This is a genomic window from Streptomyces sp. NPDC058955 (assembly GCF_042741435.1).
GTDB lineage: Bacteria > Actinomycetota > Actinomycetes > Streptomycetales > Streptomycetaceae > Streptomyces.
On sequence record NZ_JBHYKM010000069.1, the window covers coordinates 26,226 to 41,338 of the forward strand.

Here is a 15,113-nt window from a genome sequence, read left to right on the forward strand (position 1 = left end):
TTGGGTCACTCGCCGGGCCACTCCGGCTTCCGCTTCTCGTTGAACGCCGCCACGCCCTCCGCCCGGTCGGCGGAGAAGGCCACCGAGCGCCAGGCCGCGTCCTCGACCTCCAGGCCGGCCCGCAGGTCCAGGCCCTGCCCCAGCCGCATCGCCTTCTTCGCGGCGCGCAGCCCGACCGGCGAGTTCGCGGCGATCCGCCCGGCCAGCTCCAGGGCGGCCGTCCGGGCGTCCTCCGCGACGACGTCCACCAGGCCGAGCTCCGCGGCCTCGGCCGCCTCCACCCGGCGCGCCGTGAAGACCAGCTCGGCGGCGCGCGCGGCGCCCACCCGGCGCGGCAGCAGCTGCGTACCGCCGCCGCCCGGGATGACGCCGACGGAGACCTCGGGGAGGCCGACGACGGTGGTGGCGTCGGCGACGATGACGTCGCAGGAGAGCGCCAGCTCGTAGCCCCCGCCGAGGGCGAAGCCGTGCACGGCCGCCACGGTCGGCATGGGCAGCTCCAGGACGCCGGTGTAGGCGCCGCGGGCGGTGGGCCGCTGGCGGACCAGCTCGGCGTCGGTGAAGGAGTTGCGCTCCTTCAGGTCGGCGCCGACGCAGAAGGCCCGGTCGTTCGAGGAGGTCAGGACGGTGACCCGAACCTCCCGGTCGGCGGCGAGCGCCGCGCACGCCTCGCCGATGGAGCGGGCCATCTCGGAGGAGACCGCGTTCATCGCCTTGGGCCGGTCGAGGACGAACTCGGCGACGTGCCCCTCCTTGCGGACCAGCACGAACTCACCAAAACGCTGCTCGGACATCTCCTGCGCCCTCCCGGTTAACGACGGTTCACATGTTCACCGGGAGGGATCTTAGGTCGGGCGGCGGTTCAGGAGCCAGGGCTCCACGACGCCGAGGCCGCGGACGGACCGCTGCCACATCGGCTGGAGCGCGAAGCGGTACGTCTCCGGGGCCCGGCCCTCCTTCTCCGCGCGGGCCGCCTCCTCCGCCGCCTCGGCCTCGGAGCGGGGCACCTCGCCGGTGCGGGTCAGCTCCTCGGCGAAGGCGCTGTCGACCAGGACGGCGTCCTTCGGCGCTATCGAGGTGAGCCGGCTGGCCAGGTTCACGGTGGTGCCGAAGACGTCGCCCATCCGGGTCGTCACGGTGCCGAAGGCGATGCCGACCCGCAGCGCCGGCATGGTCTCGTCCTGGCTGAGGGTCTCGATCAGCCGGAGCGCGATCTCGGCGGCGATGCCGGCGTCGTCCGCCGCGTACAGCACCTCGTCGCCGAGGGTCTTGATGAGCCGGCCGCCGTGCGCGGCGACCAGGTCGGCGCAGGTGGTCTCGAAGGCCTCGACCAGCTCGCCCAGCTCCTCCTCCTCCAGGCGGCGGGTGAGGCGGGTGAAGCCGACGAGGTCGGCGAAGCCGACGGCGAGCCGCCGGTCGACCATCTCCTCGTCGTCGGCGGCCTGCGCGACCCGGCCGGTGGCGGCGGCGAGCTGCCGCCGCCACACGTAGATCAGGAACTCCTCCAGCTCCGGCAGGAGCAGCTCGACCAGCGGGTAGGTGACCTCGGCGCGGGTCATGCCGGGCTCGGGCGGCTCGGTCAGGCCCTCCAGGAAGGAGTCGATCTGCCATTCGGCCAGCCGGGCGGTGGTCTGCCCGGTGGAGCGGGCCACCTGCACCGCCATCGGCTCGCTGAGCAGCCCCGCCTCGACGAGGCCGGCGAGCCGCCGCAGGGCGAGCACGTCGGCCTCGGTGAGCGCCTTGGCCTGTCCGATGTCGGCGAATCCCATGGCCCGCCAGAAGCGGGAGGCCAGCTCCATGGAGACGCCGGCGGTGCGGGCGGCCTGGAAGGGGGTGTAGCGGCGGTCGGCGCCGAGGATGAGCTGTTCGAGGCGGATGGCGAGCGGGTCGTCGGTCGGCTCGACCGTGTGGTCGACGGCGTGGTGCGGGGTCGGGTACGCCGAGGGCTCGGCGGCCGTCCCGGACGGCTCGGGGGGCTCGGACCGGCCGTCTCCCGTGTTCGCGTCGTCGACGGTCACCGGCCGCCTCCTGCCCGTTCCCTGCCGCTGCCCACTGTCCTGCCGATCTGTTCGCCTGGATCGCGCTCCACGATACGACAGGTGTGGGCTGGCTCACGCCGGAACGGCCGGGGGATCAGTCCGCCGCGCGCAGGTGGACGATGTCGCCGGCGCCGACCGCATCGGTGCCGCCGCCCTCGGTGGCGACGACCAGGCGCCCGTCGCCGTCGACGGCGACCGCCTCGCCCTCCAGCATCCGCTCGCCCGGCAGGTCGGCGCGGATCCGGCGGCCGAGGGTGGAGCAGTGCGCCTTGTACGCGGCCTGGAGACCGGACGCCTCGGGGTCGCCGCCGGCCCGCGTCCAGGCGCCGTACCAGTCGGCCAGGGAGCGGAGGACGGCCCGGAGCAGGGTGTCGCGGTCGGTGGAGACGGCGTCCGCGAGGAGCAGGGAGCCGGCCGTGGGGACCGGCAGTTCGTCGGCGCGCAGCGACACGTTGAGGCCGAGGCCGACGACGACGCCGTCCGCGCCGGCCCGCTCGGCGAGGATGCCGCCGGCCTTGCGCTCCTCGCCGTCCACAGTGACCAGGAGGTCGTTGGGCCACTTGAGGGAGACGTCGGCGCCGGCGGCCTTCACCAGGCCGGTGGCGGCGGCGACGCCGGTGAGCAGCGGCAGCCAGCCGAGCCGGTGCACGGGCACGTCGGGCTTGAGCAGGACGGAGAGGAAGAGCCCGGAGCGGGCGGGGGCGCTCCAGGTGCGGTCGAGCCGGCCGCGACCGGAGGTCTGCTCCTCGGCGACGAGGACGGCGCCCTCGGGCAGTGCGTCGGCGCGGGCGGCGAGGTCCGAGTTGGTGGAGCCGGTGGTGGGGACCACGTCGAGGGAGGTCCAGAGGCCGTCCGGGAGGAGCAGTGCCTGGCGCAGGGCGCGGGCGTTGAGCGGGGGCCGTTCGAGGTCGGACCAGGGTCCGCCTGATGCGTGGGAGGACGTCATGCAAGCCAGACTAGGTGTGGGATAGACCGCACTGCGCTGCCGTACCGGCGCCGATACGCTACGGACCAGTAGGCCGTCAGTAGCCCATTCGCAGTCAACGAACCCCCCGTGACCAGGCAGGGAGCCGCATCCCGATGTCCGAGCCGGCAGAGCAGTACGAGATCGACATTCACACGACCGCGGGCAAGATCGCGGATCTGAAGCGCCGCATCGGCGAGGCCACGCACGCCGGCTCGGAGCGCGCGGTGGAGAAGCAGCACGCGAAGGGCAAGCTGACCGCGCGTGAGCGGATCGCCCTGCTGCTCGACGAGGGCTCCTTCGTGGAGCTGGACGAGCTGGCCCGGCACCGGTCGACCAACTTCGGCCTGGAGAAGAACCGGCCGTACGGCGACGGTGTGGTGACCGGCTACGGCACGGTCGACGGCCGTCCGGTCGCGGTGTTCTCGCAGGACTTCACGGTCTTCGGCGGCGCGCTCGGCGAGACGTACGGGCAGAAGATCATCAAGGTGATGGACTTCGCGCTGAAGACCGGCTGCCCGGTCGTCGGCATCAACGACTCCGGCGGCGCCCGCATCCAGGAGGGTGTGAGCGCGCTCGGCATGTACGGCGAGATCTTCCGCCGCAACACCCACGCGTCGGGCGTGATCCCGCAGATCTCGCTGGTCGTGGGCCCGTGCGCGGGCGGCGCGGTGTACTCCCCCGCGATCACCGACTTCACGGTGATGGTGGACCAGACCTCGCACATGTTCATCACGGGTCCGGACGTCATCAAGACGGTGACCGGCGAGGACGTGGGCTTCGAGGAGCTGGGCGGCGCCCGGACGCACAACACGACGTCGGGCGTGGCGCACCACATGGCGGGTGACGAGAAGGACGCCATCGAGTACGTGAAGCAGCTGCTCTCGTACCTGCCGTCGAACAACCTCTCCGAGGCGCCGGCCTTCCCGGAGACGGCGGACACCGAGGTGTCGGACGAGGACCTGGAACTCGACGCGCTGATCCCGGACTCGGCGAACCAGCCGTACGACATGCACAAGGTCATCGAGCACGTCGTGGACGACGGCGAGTTCCTGGAGACGCAGGCGCTGTTCGCGCCGAACATCCTGACCGGCTTCGGCCGGGTGGAGGGCTTCCCGGTCGGCATCGTCGCCAACCAGCCGATGCAGTTCGCGGGCTGTCTGGACATCAACGCCTCGGAGAAGGCCGCGCGGTTCGTGCGCACCTGCGACGCCTTCAACATCCCGGTGCTGACCTTCGTGGACGTGCCGGGCTTCCTGCCGGGCGTGGACCAGGAGTACGGCGGCATCATCCGGCGCGGCGCGAAGCTGATCTACGCGTACGCCGAGGCGACCGTCCCGCTGATCACGGTCATCACCCGCAAGGCGTTCGGCGGCGCGTACGACGTCATGGGCTCCAAGCACCTGGGCGCCGACCTGAACCTGGCGTGGCCGACGGCGCAGATCGCGGTCATGGGCGCGCAGGGCGCCGTCAACATCCTGCACCGCAGGACGATCGCGGAGGCGGAGGCGAACGGCGAGGACGTCGAGGCGGTGCGGGCGCGGCTGATCCAGGAGTACGAGGACACCCTGCTCAACCCGTACATCGCGGCCGAGCGCGGTTACATCGACGGGGTGGTCCTGCCGTCGGACACCCGCCCGCAGATCGTGAAGGCGCTGCGTCAGCTCCGGACGAAGCGGGAATCCCTGCCGCCGAAGAAGCACGGCAACATCCCGCTCTAGCCCTCGGGAGGGACAGCACGATGATCAAGGTCGTACGAGGCAACCCGACGCCCGAGGAGCTGGCCGCCGCACTGGCGGTGGTCCAGGCCCGGGCCGCGGCCACGGCGGCGGCGGCCGCGCGGGACGGCGGCCCGGCGGTACCGGAGGGCTGGTCGGATCCGGCGCGGATCGCGCGCGCGGTACGGCAGCGGCCGGGCCCGCGGGCCTGGGCGCGGTCCTACTGGCCGGCGTAGAGGCGTGTGTACGGCGGAGGCCGGACCCCGTGTGCGGGGGGTCCGGCCTTCGTCGTGCCCGCTCAACGCTTCCTGAGGAAGACGGCGGAGGCGAGGGCGGCGAGGAGGACGAGGGCCGCGTTGACGGCGACCGCGCGGGCGATGCCGCCGGGGAGGGTGGCGGCGGTGACGACCACGGCGCTCATCACCGGGGTGCCGAGGGTGATGCCGATCTGCTGGGTCATGGTGGCGATGCCGGTGGCCATGCCCTGCTCGCTGTCGGGGAGGCCGGAGGTGGCGGTGACCATGAAGCCGACGATGGCGAGCATGTTGCCGACGCCGCCGGCGAAGGTGGCCGCGAGGAGCAGTCCGTAGGTGCTCCGCCCGTCGCCGATGCCGAGGAGGGCGAGGGTGGCGGCGGCCTGCAGGGCCCCGCCGGCGACGAGGGCGGCGCGGGGCGAGAAGCGGCCGAGGAAGCGGGGGGCGAGCAGGCCGCCGAGGACGGTGCCGGCGCCGAGGACGCCGAAGGAGAGGCCGGCGGCGAGCGGGGAGAAGCCGAGCACGTCCTGCAGGTGCAGGGTCATCAGGAAGACCAGTGAGGTCTCGGTGGCGAAGGCGGCGAGGCCGGCGAGGTTGCCCCAGACGACGGTACGGCGCCGGAGGATCCGGAGCGGGACGAGGGGCTCGGCGGAGCGCCGCTCGACGAAGGGGAAGGCGGTGAGCAGGGCGGCGGCCGCGGCGAGCGGGACGAGGGTGCCGGGGGCGGCCCAGCCGTGCTCGCCGGCGGCGGTGAGTCCGAGGACGAGGGCGAGCAGGCCGCCGGTGACGGTGACCGCGCCGGGGACGTCGAGCCGGGGGCGGGCGGCGGGGCGGCTCTCCTTGATGACGGCGGGGGCGACGAGCAGGACGGCGAGGGCGACCGGCACGTTGACGAAGAAGGCCCAGCGCCAGGAGAGCAGGTCGGTGAGGACGCCGCCGAGGACGGCGCCGGTGGTGAAGCCGGCGGACATCAGGGCGCCGTTGAGGCCGAGGGCCTTGTCGCGGAGCGGGCCCTCGGGGAAGGCGGAGGTGAGCAGGGAGAGGCCGGCCGGGGTGACGGCGGCGGTGGCGAGGCCCTGGGCGACGCGGGCGGCCATGAGGAGTTCGGGGATGGTGGCGAGGCCGCCGGCGAGGGAGGCGGCGCCGAGGACGGCCATGCCGCCGAGGAAGACGCGGCGGCGGCCGAGGAGGTCGGCGAGGCGTCCGAAGAGGAGGGTGAAGCCGGCGGCGGCGAGGGCGAAGGCGGTGGCGATCCACTGCAGCCCGCCGAGGGAGAAGCCGAGTCCTTCGCCGATGACGGGGAGGGCGACGTTCAGGATCGAGAAGTCGACGGCCAGCATGAACTGGGCGACGAGGAGGACGACGAGGACGAGCCGCATCCGTCCGTCCATGCGGGCGGCCGGGGCGGCGACGGGAGGAGCGTCGAGGGCGACCATGACGGGACCCCTTAATGGGAGACTGGTTCCGTTAAGATGAACGAGACCGTAGCAGACCGAGCCGCCTTAACGGAACAGGAGACCCATTTGAGCGAGAGCCCGTCGGCCGTGCCCGGCACCCAGCGCCCCGGAGGCCGTACCGCCAAAGTGCGCCGGGCCGTCCTCGACGCCACCCAGGAGACCCTCGCCACCGGCGGCTTCCCCACCCTGAACATGGACCAGATCGCCGCCGCCGCCGGCGTCGGCAAGACCACCGTCTACCGCCGCTGGGGCAGCCCCGTCGGCCTCGTCGCCGACCTGCTGACCGACATGGCCGAGCAGTCCCGGCCCGCCGCCGACACCGGCACCCTCGCCGGGGACCTGCGCGCCAACGCCGCGCTCGTCCGGGAGACGCTCACCGACCCGCGGATGGGCGCCGTCTTCCGCGCCGTCATCGCCGCCGCCGCCTGCGACGAGGGCTGCGCCCGGGCCCTCCACGGCTTCTACCGCACCCGGCTGGCCGAATGGGCCCCGGTCGCCGAGCGGGCGGCCGCGCGCGGCGAACTGCCCGCCGGCACCGACCCGCTGGAACTGCTCCGGGCCGTCTCCGCGCCGCTCTACTACCGCTTCGCCATCACCCAGGAGGAGCTGACCGCCGCCGACGCCGAGCGGGCCGTCACGACCGCCCTGGCGGCCGCGGCGGCCGGTGCGTACGTCCCCTGAGGGCGACCCGGAGGCGACCCTGGGACAACCCCGGAGGCGACCCGGGGGCGGATTCCCGGGGTGCTTGAGTATCCGTACTCAGGCGCTCCGGCCGTCCCGGCAGCAGGATCGGGGGCATGCTGTGGTCCGACCCGGAGAACAAGCCGCCGAAGTTCCTGCGCGAGACCCAGGAGATGCTCCGCAGATCGGGCGTACTCCTGGCGCTGGCCATCGTCGTCCTGATGCTCGTCATCGGCGCGCGCTGAGTACGCTGCCCCCATGACTGCTGATCACCCGGGCGGCACGCCCCGCCGGCTCGTCCTCGCCTCCGCCTCCCCCGCCCGGCTCGGCCTGCTCCGCCAGGCCGGCCTCGCACCCGAGGTGATCGTCAGCGGCGTCGACGAGGACAAGGTCCACGCCCCGACCCCGGCCGAGCTCGCGCTGGCGCTCGCCGAGGCCAAGGCGGCCCACGTCGCCGCCCGCCCGGAGGCGAGCGGCGCCCTGGTGATCGGCTGCGACTCGGTCCTGGAGCTGGACGGGCGCGCCCTGGGCAAGCCCGCCGACGCCGGCGAGGCCACCGCCCGCTGGAAGGAGATGCGCGGCCGGGTCGGCATCCTGCAGACCGGCCACTGCGTCTACGACACGGCGGCGAAGCGGTACGAGTCGGCCACGGCCTCCACGGTGGTGCGGTTCGGCGAGCCGACGGACGAGGAGATCGCGGCGTACGTGGCGAGCGGCGAACCGCTGCACGTGGCGGGCGCGTTCACCCTGGACGGCCGGTCGGCGCCGTTCATCGAGGGCATCGACGGCGATCCGGGCAATGTCATCGGCCTCTCGCTGCCGCTGCTGCGCCGGCTCCTCGCCAAGCTCGACGTGGGCATCACCGAGCTCTGGTCCTGAGCCCCCGTCAGGCGGTCGCGGCCCCGGCCTCCCCGGCCGCGGACTTCCCGGCCGCCGGCTTCTCCGCCGCCGGCCTTCCGGCGGGCTCCTTCCCGTACATCACCAGGGTGAGCACGATCAGCCCGACGACGGTCATCAGGACGGCGAAGGCGCCCCAGCCGATCAGGGCGGCCGCGACGGCGCCGAGCAGACCGTGGACGACCGCGCAGCCGATCAGCAGCCCGCGGCCGAAGCGGCCGGGGCCGCGGTCGCGGACGCCCGCGACGAGGGCGACGAGGGCGCAGAGCGCGAGGGCGAGGCCGGAGCCGATGCCGAGGGCCCAGGTGCCGGTGACCATGTGATCGGGGTCCAGTCCGTCGAGGGACATCGACTGGACCTCCACGAACCGGGCCATGATCGCGTTGATGCCGACGATGGCGGGCGCCTCCACGAGGAGCACGGCGGCCGTGACGAGCGCGATCGGTCTGCGGGCCACCTCGGCCACCCCCTGAATTCGCCTGTTACCGACAGTACGGTCGACAGCGCGAAGGCTACTGGCCGGTAAACCTCCGGACAAGAGTTCGCGCACGATGGCCGAAGGGCGGCGGTCCGGCAAAGAATCATTGAGCCATTCGTAGGGACTCGACAAAGAAACCCGAATGGCGACTGGCTCCGCTAACAGAGACCTGCGCCACACCGCGGAGCTACTGTGCCGTCAAGAAACCCTGCGTACCGTGGTGCGACAAGGGATTTCACGACCCGAGCGACCGCCGCGTCACACTCCGTGTGGGCAAGCTCACCCTTGGGGACGGGTCGAGGGGCCGTGTCGGCAGTCCCTAAACTCAGCTTGTTTCAAGGAGGGAGCCATCGTGCGCAAGGTGCTCATCGCCAACCGTGGCGAAATCGCTGTTCGTGTCGCCCGTGCCTGCCGGGATGCCGGGATCGCCAGCGTAGCCGTCTACGCCGACCCGGACCGGGACGCTCTGCACGTCCGCGCGGCCGACGAGGCGTTCGCCCTGGGCGGTGACACCCCGGCCACCAGCTACCTGGACATGGCCAAGGTGCTCCAGGCCGCGAAGGACGCCGGCGCGGACGCCATCCACCCCGGCTACGGGTTCCTCTCCGAGAACGCGGAGTTCGCCCAGGCCGTGATCGACGCCGGGCTGACCTGGATCGGCCCGCCGCCGCAGGCCATCCGCGACCTCGGCGACAAGGTGGCCGCCCGCCACATCGCCCAGCGCGCGGGCGCCCCGCTCGTCGCGGGCACCCCCGACCCGGTCTCCGGCGCGGACGAGGTCGTCGCCTTCGCCGAGGAGCACGGCCTGCCGATCGCCATCAAGGCGGCCTTCGGCGGCGGCGGCCGCGGCCTCAAGGTCGCCCGCACCCTCGAAGAGGTCCCGGAGCTGTACGACTCCGCCGTCCGCGAGGCCGTCGCCGCCTTCGGCCGCGGCGAGTGCTTCGTCGAGCGCTACCTCGACAAGCCGCGTCACGTCGAGACCCAGTGCCTCGCCGACCAGCACGGCAACGTGGTCGTCGTCTCGACCCGTGACTGCTCGCTCCAGCGCCGCCACCAGAAGCTCGTCGAGGAGGCCCCCGCGCCGTTCCTGACGGAGGAGCAGAACGCCGAGCTGTACGCGGCGTCGAAGGCGATCCTGAAGGAGGCCGGCTACGTCGGCGCCGGCACGGTCGAGTTCCTCGTCGGCCTCGACGGGACGATCTCCTTCCTGGAGGTCAACACCCGTCTGCAGGTGGAGCACCCGGTGACCGAGGAGGTCACCGGCATCGACCTGGTCCGCGAGATGTTCCGGATCGCCGACGGCGAGGAGCTCGGCTACGGCGACCCGGCCGTGCGCGGTCACTCCTTCGAGTTCCGCATCAACGGCGAGGACCCGGGCCGCAACTTCCTCCCGGCCCCCGGCACGGTCACCCTCTTCCAGCCGCCGACCGGCCCCGGCGTCCGTCTGGACGCGGGCGTCGAGTCCGGCTCGGTCATCGGCCCGGCCTGGGACTCGCTCCTCGCCAAGCTGATCGTCACCGGCGCCACCCGTGAGCAGGCGCTGCAGCGCGCCGCCCGCGCGCTCGCCGAGTTCAAGGTCGAGGGCATGGCCACGGCCATCCCGTTCCACCAGGCCGTGGTGGTCGACCCGGCGTTCACCGCGGACCCGTTCCGGGTCCACACCCGGTGGATCGAGACGGAGTTCGTCAACGAGATCAAGCCGTTCGCCCCGGCCGGTGCCGACGCGGACGAGGACGAGGCCGGCCGCGAGACGATCGTGGTCGAGGTCGGCGGCAAGCGCCTGGAGGTCTCCCTCCCGTCGTCGCTCGGCATGTCCCTGGCCCGCACGGGTCTGGCCGCCGGTGCCAAGCCGAAGCGCCGCGCCACCAAGAAGTCCGGCCCGACCGCCTCGGGCGACACCCTCGCCTCGCCCATGCAGGGCACGATCGTGAAGGTCGCGGTCGAGGAGGGCCAGGAGGTCAAGGAGGGCGACCTGATCGTCGTCCTGGAGGCCATGAAGATGGAGCAGCCGCTCAACGCGCACAAGGCGGGCACCGTGACGGGCCTGAGCGCCGAGGTCGGCGCGTCGGTGACGTCCGGCGCCGGCATCTGCGAGATCAAGGGCTGAGTTCCCGCGCACGAGGGGCCCGCAGGCAGCCGCCTGGGGGCCCTTCGCCGTATGCGGGGTACGGGAAGGGGCGGCGGCTCACTGCGTACGGGGACGACCCGGGTGGTACGGGGTGGGCTACGGGCTCAGCGGCGGCGCAGGTCCGCGACGCGCGCCGTGCGCTCCAGGGGTTCGGCGCCCAGGCCGGGGCCGGGGCCGCGGAACTGGCCGGCCGGGATCCTGCCGCCGCGCTGGACGGGGAGCGGCATCTCGCGGCGGCCCCGGACGCCCGGCGGCAGCTGCTCGCCGGCGGGGACGCCGCCCTGCCCCGTACCGGCCACGGCGATCTGCACGCCCTGGTCGGCGAGGGCCTGGAGCTCGGAGGCGGCCCGCTCGTCGTGCGGCGGGGGCTCGTCGGTGACCAGGCGGGTGATCACGTCGGTCGGCACCGTCTGGAACATGGTGTCGGTGCCGAGCTTGGTGTGGTCGGCGAGGACCACGACCTCGGCGGCGGCCTGCACCAGCGCCCGGTCCACGCTCGCGGAGAGCATGTTGGACGTGGAGAGCCCGCGCTCGGCGGTGAGCCCGCTGCCGGAGAGGAAGGCGCGGGAGACGCGCAGCCCCTGGAGCGACTGCTCGGCCCCGCTGCCCACCAGGGCGTAGTTGGAGCCGCGCAGGGTGCCGCCGGTCATGACGACCTCGACCCGGTTGGCGTGCGCCAGGGCCTGGGCGACCAGCAGCGAGTTGGTGACCACGGTCAGCCCGGGCACCCGGGCGAGCCGGCGGGCCAGCTCCTGGGTGGTGGTCCCGGCGCCGACGACGATGGCCTCGCCCTCTTCGACCAGGCTCGCGGCGACGTCGGCGATGGCCGTCTTCTCCGCGGTCGCGAGATGGGATTTCTGCGGGAAGCCGGATTCTCGCGTGAATCCGCCCGGCAACACCGCACCGCCGTGCCGGCGGTCGAGGAGTCCTTCTGCCTCCAGGGCCCGTACGTCGCGGCGCACGGTCACTTCGGAGGTCTGGACGACGCGGGCGAGCTCGCGGAGCGACACGGCCCCATTGGCTCGCACCATTTCGAGGATCAACTGGCGACGTTCTGCAGCGAACACGAAACTGACAGTAACGTGCGCCGCCGTTGCTTTTCAGCACTATGGACCGGATTGCGGAAGATGCACACGGGCGGGGCTCCCAAGTGGTATGGAGAGCCCCGCCATTGATCGTTCTATGCCCCGTTGTGCCGGGGGTTGTCCGAGTCGGCGAACCGTTCCCGCAGGCGGGACCGGTGATCGCCGCCGGCCTCAGCCCTCGCCCGAGGTCTTTCGGGTGTGCAACTGCCGTGCCACTTCGGCGATCGAGCCCGACAGGGAGGGGTACACGGTGAAAGCATTTGCGATCTGTTCGACCGTCAGATTGTTGTCGACCGCGATCGAGATGGGGTGGATCAGCTCGCTCGCCCGGGGGGCGACGACGCAGCCGCCGACCACGATGCCGGTGCCGGGGCGGCAGAAGATCTTGACGAAGCCGTCCCGGATGCCCTGCATCTTGGCGCGCGGGTTGCGCAGCAGGGGCAGCTTGACGACCTTGGCGTCGATCTTGCCGGCGTCGACGTCGGCCTGGGTGTAGCCGACGGTGGCGATCTCGGGGTCGGTGAAGACGTTCGAGGAGACCGTCTTCAGGTTGAGCGGGGCCACCGCGTCGCCGAGGAAGTGGTACATGGCGATCCGGCCCTGCATGGCGGCGACCGAGGCCAGGGCGAAGACGCCGGTGACGTCGCCGGCCGCGTACACGCCGGGGGCGGAGGTGCGGGAGACCTTGTCGGTCCAGATGTGGCCGGAGTCCTTGAGCTTGACCCCGGCCTCCTCCAGGCCCATGCCGGCGGAGTTCGGGATCGCGCCGACCGCCATCAGGCAGTGGGTGCCGGAGATGACCCGGCCGTCCGCGAGGGTGACCTCGACCCGGTCGCCGACCCGCTTGGCGGACTCGGCGCGCGAGCGGGCCATGACGTTCATGCCGCGGCGCCGGAAGACGTCCTCCAGGACGGCGGCCGCGTCCGGGTCCTCGCCCGGGAGCACGCGGTCGCGGCTGGAGACCAGCGTGACGCGGGAGCCGAGGGCCTGGTAGGCGCCGGCGAACTCGGCGCCGGTCACACCGGAACCGACCACGATGAGCTCCTCCGGGAGCTCCTTCAGGTCGTAGACCTGGGTCCAGTTCAGGATCCGCTCGCCGTCCGGCTTGGCGTCGGCCAGCTCGCGCGGGTGGCCGCCGGTCGCGATCAGCACGGCGTCCGCGGTCAGCGTCTCCTCGGTGCCGTCGGCCGCCGTCACGATCACCTGACGGGAGCCGTCCACGGCCTGCCGGCCCGAGAGCCGGCCGCGGCCGCGCAGCACCCGGGCGCCGGCCCGGGTGACGGAGGCGGTGATGTCGTGCGACTGGGCGAGCGCGAGCCGCTTCACCCGTCGGTTGACCTTGCCGAGGTCCACGCCGACGACGCGGGCGGCCTGCTCGATGTGCGGGGTGTCGTCCGCGACGATGATGCCCAGCTCCTCGTACGAGGAGTCGAAGGTGGTCATCACCTCGGCGGTGGCGATCAGGGTCTTGGAGGGGACGCAGTCGGTCAGGACGGACGCGCCGCCGAGGCCGTCGCAGTCGACGACGGTCACCTCCGCGCCGAGCTGGGCGCCCACCAGGGCAGCCTCGTATCCGCCGGGTCCGCCGCCGATGATCACGATCCGGGTCACTGGGATCTACGCCTCGCGCTCTCGTTCTGCCGGGGGTGTGCGGCCCCCGCTGGGCTGCAGTGCGTACGCCATTGTCCCGCACGCTTCAAGTGCGTACCCCATTCTCCCGCACGCGGCGGACTCCCTCGCGCCGGGGCCCGCGAACGCGCCCCCGCACGGGCCCCGATCCGCCCCCGCGGCCCCCACCTCGGTGTTCACCGGATACCGGAGCCACTCCCGTACCCTCGGTCCCATGTCGCTCTACGCCGCCTACGCCGGCAACCTCGACGCGCGGCTGATGAGCCGCCGCGCCCCGCACTCCCCGCTGCGCGGCACCGGCTGGCTGAACGGCTGGCGGCTCACCTTCGGCGGCGAGCAGATGGGCTGGGAGGGGGCGCTCGCCACCCTCGTGGAGGCCCCGCGCCAGCAGGTCTTCGTGGCGCTGTACGACATCGCCCCGATGGACGAGGACTCGATGGACCGCTGGGAGGGCGTCGGGCTCGACATCTACCGGCGGATGCGGGTCCGGGTGCACACCCTCGACGGGGACGAGCCGGCCTGGGTGTACGTGCTCAACGCGTACGAGGGCGGGCTGCCGTCCGCCCGCTACCTCGGCGAGGTCGCCGACGCGGCGGAGTCGGCGGGCGCGCCGCACGACTACGTGATGGAGATCCGCAAGCGGCCGTGCTGACGCCGCGCCGCGCGTGTGTTCGGTTCGCGTGCGCTTGGTTCGCGTGCGTTTGTCGGAAACGACAAGACAACGATCGCATGTCCGTCCGCGCCGTCATCTACGCGCGTAGGAATTCTCGGGCTAGGCTTCTTCGCGAACGAATTCCGTCCGGGGTCACCTCCCTCGGACCCCCTCCCCGAGGCGAGAAGAGCCAGTGAACGCTACTGCCACCCCGTACGAGGCCGCCGACGCCGCCGCCGCGCGCCTGCGCGAGCTGACCGGAGTCGAGAACCACGACGTCGCCCTGGTCATGGGCTCCGGCTGGGCCCCGGCCGTCGACGCCCTGGGCGCCCCCGAGGCCGAGTTCCCCGTCACCGAGCTCCCGGGCTTCCCGCCGCCGGCCGTCGAGGGCCACGGCGGCAAGATCCGCTCGTACAAGATCGGTGAGAAGCGCGCCCTGGTCTTCCTCGGCCGCACCCACTTCTACGAGGGCCGCGGCGTCGCCTCCGTCGCCCACGGCGTCCGCACGGCCGTCGCCGCCGGCGTGAAGACCGTCGTCCTGACGAACGGCTGCGGCGGTCTGCGCGAGGGCATGCGCCCCGGCCAGCCGGTCCTCATCTCCGACCACATCAACCTGACGGCCGCCTCGCCGATCGTCGGCGCGAACTTCGTCGACCTGACGGACCTGTACTCGCCGCGGCTGCGGGCGCTGTGCAAGGAGGTCGACGAGACGCTGGAGGAGGGCGTGTACGTCCAGTTCCCCGGCCCGCACTACGAGACCCCCGCCGAGATCAACATGGTGCGGGTGCTCGGCGGCGACCTCGTCGGCATGTCCACCGTCCTGGAGGCCATCGCGGCGCGCGAGGCCGGCGCGGAGGTCCTCGGCATCTCGCTCGTCACCAACCTGGCGGCGGGCCTGTCGGGCGAGCCGCTGAACCACGAGGAGGTCCTCCAGGCGGGGCGGGACTCGGCGGCGCGGATGGGTGAACTGCTGACGCGGGTTCTCGACCGGATCTGATTCTTCGCCGACCGGTGGCCTGAATGGGCGGGCGGCGGGGGCGCGGGCCCAGGGGCGGGGCCGCTGCGCGGGGCTTCTCCCCCACCCCGCCCCTTCCCGAAACCGGGGGGGAGCCCCCGGGCCCCCGTACGGCC

15 protein-coding genes are annotated in these 15,113 nt (G+C 73.0%); 8 read left to right on the plus strand and 7 right to left on the minus strand.

Features of this window, described 5'->3' with window-relative positions:
* Positions 1-5: 5 nt before the first annotated feature.
* The 3 genes from ACFW1I_RS24255 to ACFW1I_RS24265 all read right to left on the minus strand — a co-directional run bounded on the left by ACFW1I_RS24255 (position 6) and on the right by ACFW1I_RS24265 (position 2,985).
* On the minus strand, positions 6-794 hold the full coding sequence (locus tag ACFW1I_RS24255) for an enoyl-CoA hydratase/isomerase family protein (RefSeq protein ID WP_384673474.1): 789 nt from the start codon (positions 792-794) through the stop codon (positions 6-8).
* A gap of 51 nt (positions 795-845) precedes the next feature.
* The gene (locus ACFW1I_RS24260) at positions 846-2,018 is read right to left on the minus strand and encodes an adenylate/guanylate cyclase domain-containing protein (RefSeq protein ID WP_384673476.1); all 1,173 of its coding nucleotides are present in this window, start codon (positions 2,016-2,018) and stop codon (positions 846-848) included.
* Between the two features lie 115 nt (positions 2,019-2,133).
* The gene (locus tag ACFW1I_RS24265; protein WP_384673478.1) at positions 2,134-2,985 is read right to left on the minus strand and encodes a biotin--[acetyl-CoA-carboxylase] ligase; all 852 of its coding nucleotides are present in this window, start codon (positions 2,983-2,985) and stop codon (positions 2,134-2,136) included.
* 134 nt (positions 2,986-3,119) lie between these two features.
* Here ACFW1I_RS24265 and ACFW1I_RS24270 point away from each other — a divergent pair, with 134 nt between their 5' ends.
* Together ACFW1I_RS24270 and ACFW1I_RS24275 are read left to right on the plus strand one after the other, a co-directional pair.
* Entirely contained in the window at positions 3,120-4,724 is a 1,605-nt protein-coding gene (locus tag ACFW1I_RS24270) for an acyl-CoA carboxylase subunit beta (protein WP_384673480.1), read from the plus strand.
* 20 nt (positions 4,725-4,744) lie between these two features.
* Entirely contained in the window at positions 4,745-4,957 is a 213-nt protein-coding gene (locus tag ACFW1I_RS24275; RefSeq protein ID WP_384673482.1) for an acyl-CoA carboxylase epsilon subunit, read from the plus strand.
* Positions 4,958-5,019: 62 nt separating this feature from the next.
* Here the strand turns inward: ACFW1I_RS24275 and ACFW1I_RS24280 are convergent, their stop codons facing one another.
* Complete coding sequence (locus ACFW1I_RS24280) at positions 5,020-6,411, minus strand: MFS transporter (protein ID WP_384673484.1); 1,392 nt, start codon at positions 6,409-6,411, stop codon at positions 5,020-5,022.
* 36 nt (positions 6,412-6,447) lie between these two features.
* On the opposite strand from ACFW1I_RS24280, the gene ACFW1I_RS24285 reads away from it, so the two are divergent.
* From ACFW1I_RS24285 to ACFW1I_RS24295, 3 genes are all read left to right on the plus strand, one after another.
* The gene (locus ACFW1I_RS24285; RefSeq protein ID WP_384673486.1) at positions 6,448-7,113 is read left to right on the plus strand and encodes a TetR/AcrR family transcriptional regulator; all 666 of its coding nucleotides are present in this window, start codon (positions 6,448-6,450) and stop codon (positions 7,111-7,113) included.
* A gap of 116 nt (positions 7,114-7,229) precedes the next feature.
* Positions 7,230-7,358 carry a morphogenic membrane protein MmpB gene (gene mmpB, locus ACFW1I_RS24290; protein ID WP_384673488.1) on the plus strand — a complete coding sequence of 43 codons (129 nt, stop codon included), beginning with the start codon at positions 7,230-7,232 and terminating at the stop codon, positions 7,356-7,358.
* Between the two features lie 13 nt (positions 7,359-7,371).
* Positions 7,372-7,992 (plus strand): nucleoside triphosphate pyrophosphatase, encoded by a 621-nt coding sequence (locus ACFW1I_RS24295; RefSeq protein ID WP_384673490.1) that lies wholly within the window; start codon positions 7,372-7,374, stop codon positions 7,990-7,992.
* Positions 7,993-7,999: 7 nt separating this feature from the next.
* Here the strand turns inward: ACFW1I_RS24295 and ACFW1I_RS24300 are convergent, their stop codons facing one another.
* Positions 8,000-8,467 (minus strand): hypothetical protein, encoded by a 468-nt coding sequence (locus tag ACFW1I_RS24300; protein ID WP_384673493.1) that lies wholly within the window; start codon positions 8,465-8,467, stop codon positions 8,000-8,002.
* A 373-nt stretch (positions 8,468-8,840) separates the two neighbouring features.
* Here ACFW1I_RS24300 and ACFW1I_RS24305 point away from each other — a divergent pair, with 373 nt between their 5' ends.
* Positions 8,841-10,595, plus strand: coding sequence for an acetyl/propionyl/methylcrotonyl-CoA carboxylase subunit alpha (locus ACFW1I_RS24305; protein ID WP_384673495.1), 1,755 nt, complete (start codon positions 8,841-8,843; stop codon positions 10,593-10,595).
* 125 nt (positions 10,596-10,720) lie between these two features.
* Here ACFW1I_RS24305 and ACFW1I_RS24310 read toward each other — a convergent pair whose 3' ends face one another.
* On the minus strand, positions 10,721-11,683 hold the full coding sequence (locus ACFW1I_RS24310) for a DeoR/GlpR family DNA-binding transcription regulator (RefSeq protein ID WP_384673498.1): 963 nt from the start codon (positions 11,681-11,683) through the stop codon (positions 10,721-10,723).
* A 189-nt stretch (positions 11,684-11,872) separates the two neighbouring features.
* The gene (locus ACFW1I_RS24315) at positions 11,873-13,312 is read right to left on the minus strand and encodes an NAD(P)H-quinone dehydrogenase (RefSeq protein ID WP_384673501.1); all 1,440 of its coding nucleotides are present in this window, start codon (positions 13,310-13,312) and stop codon (positions 11,873-11,875) included.
* Between the two features lie 232 nt (positions 13,313-13,544).
* On the opposite strand from ACFW1I_RS24315, the gene ACFW1I_RS24320 reads away from it, so the two are divergent.
* Both ACFW1I_RS24320 and ACFW1I_RS24325 read left to right on the plus strand, forming a co-directional pair.
* Positions 13,545-13,982, plus strand: a complete 438-nt coding sequence (locus ACFW1I_RS24320) for a gamma-glutamylcyclotransferase (protein ID WP_031012990.1) — start codon at positions 13,545-13,547, stop codon at positions 13,980-13,982.
* Between the two features lie 193 nt (positions 13,983-14,175).
* Complete coding sequence (locus tag ACFW1I_RS24325; protein WP_384673503.1) at positions 14,176-14,979, plus strand: purine-nucleoside phosphorylase; 804 nt, start codon at positions 14,176-14,178, stop codon at positions 14,977-14,979.
* Positions 14,980-15,113 lie beyond the last annotated feature (134 nt).

What these genes read in the sequence shown, in the direction of transcription:
- ACFW1I_RS24255 (WP_384673474.1), bottom strand. Translation starts at nt 794, where the DNA reads ATGTCCGAGCAGCGTTTTGGTGAGTTCGTGCTGGTCCGCAAGGAGGGG.
- ACFW1I_RS24265 (WP_384673478.1), bottom strand. Translation starts at nt 2,985, where the DNA reads ATGACGTCCTCCCACGCATCAGGCGGACCCTGGTCCGACCTCGAACGG.
- ACFW1I_RS24270 (WP_384673480.1), top strand. Translation starts at nt 3,120, where the DNA reads ATGTCCGAGCCGGCAGAGCAGTACGAGATCGACATTCACACGACCGCG.
- ACFW1I_RS24275 (WP_384673482.1), top strand. Translation starts at nt 4,745, where the DNA reads ATGATCAAGGTCGTACGAGGCAACCCGACGCCCGAGGAGCTGGCCGCC.
- ACFW1I_RS24280 (WP_384673484.1), bottom strand. Translation starts at nt 6,411, where the DNA reads ATGGTCGCCCTCGACGCTCCTCCCGTCGCCGCCCCGGCCGCCCGCATG.
- ACFW1I_RS24285 (WP_384673486.1), top strand. Translation starts at nt 6,448, where the DNA reads ATGAACGAGACCGTAGCAGACCGAGCCGCCTTAACGGAACAGGAGACC.
- mmpB (WP_384673488.1), top strand. Translation starts at nt 7,230, where the DNA reads ATGCTGTGGTCCGACCCGGAGAACAAGCCGCCGAAGTTCCTGCGCGAG.
- ACFW1I_RS24295 (WP_384673490.1), top strand. Translation starts at nt 7,372, where the DNA reads ATGACTGCTGATCACCCGGGCGGCACGCCCCGCCGGCTCGTCCTCGCC.
- ACFW1I_RS24320 (WP_031012990.1), top strand. Translation starts at nt 13,545, where the DNA reads ATGTCGCTCTACGCCGCCTACGCCGGCAACCTCGACGCGCGGCTGATG.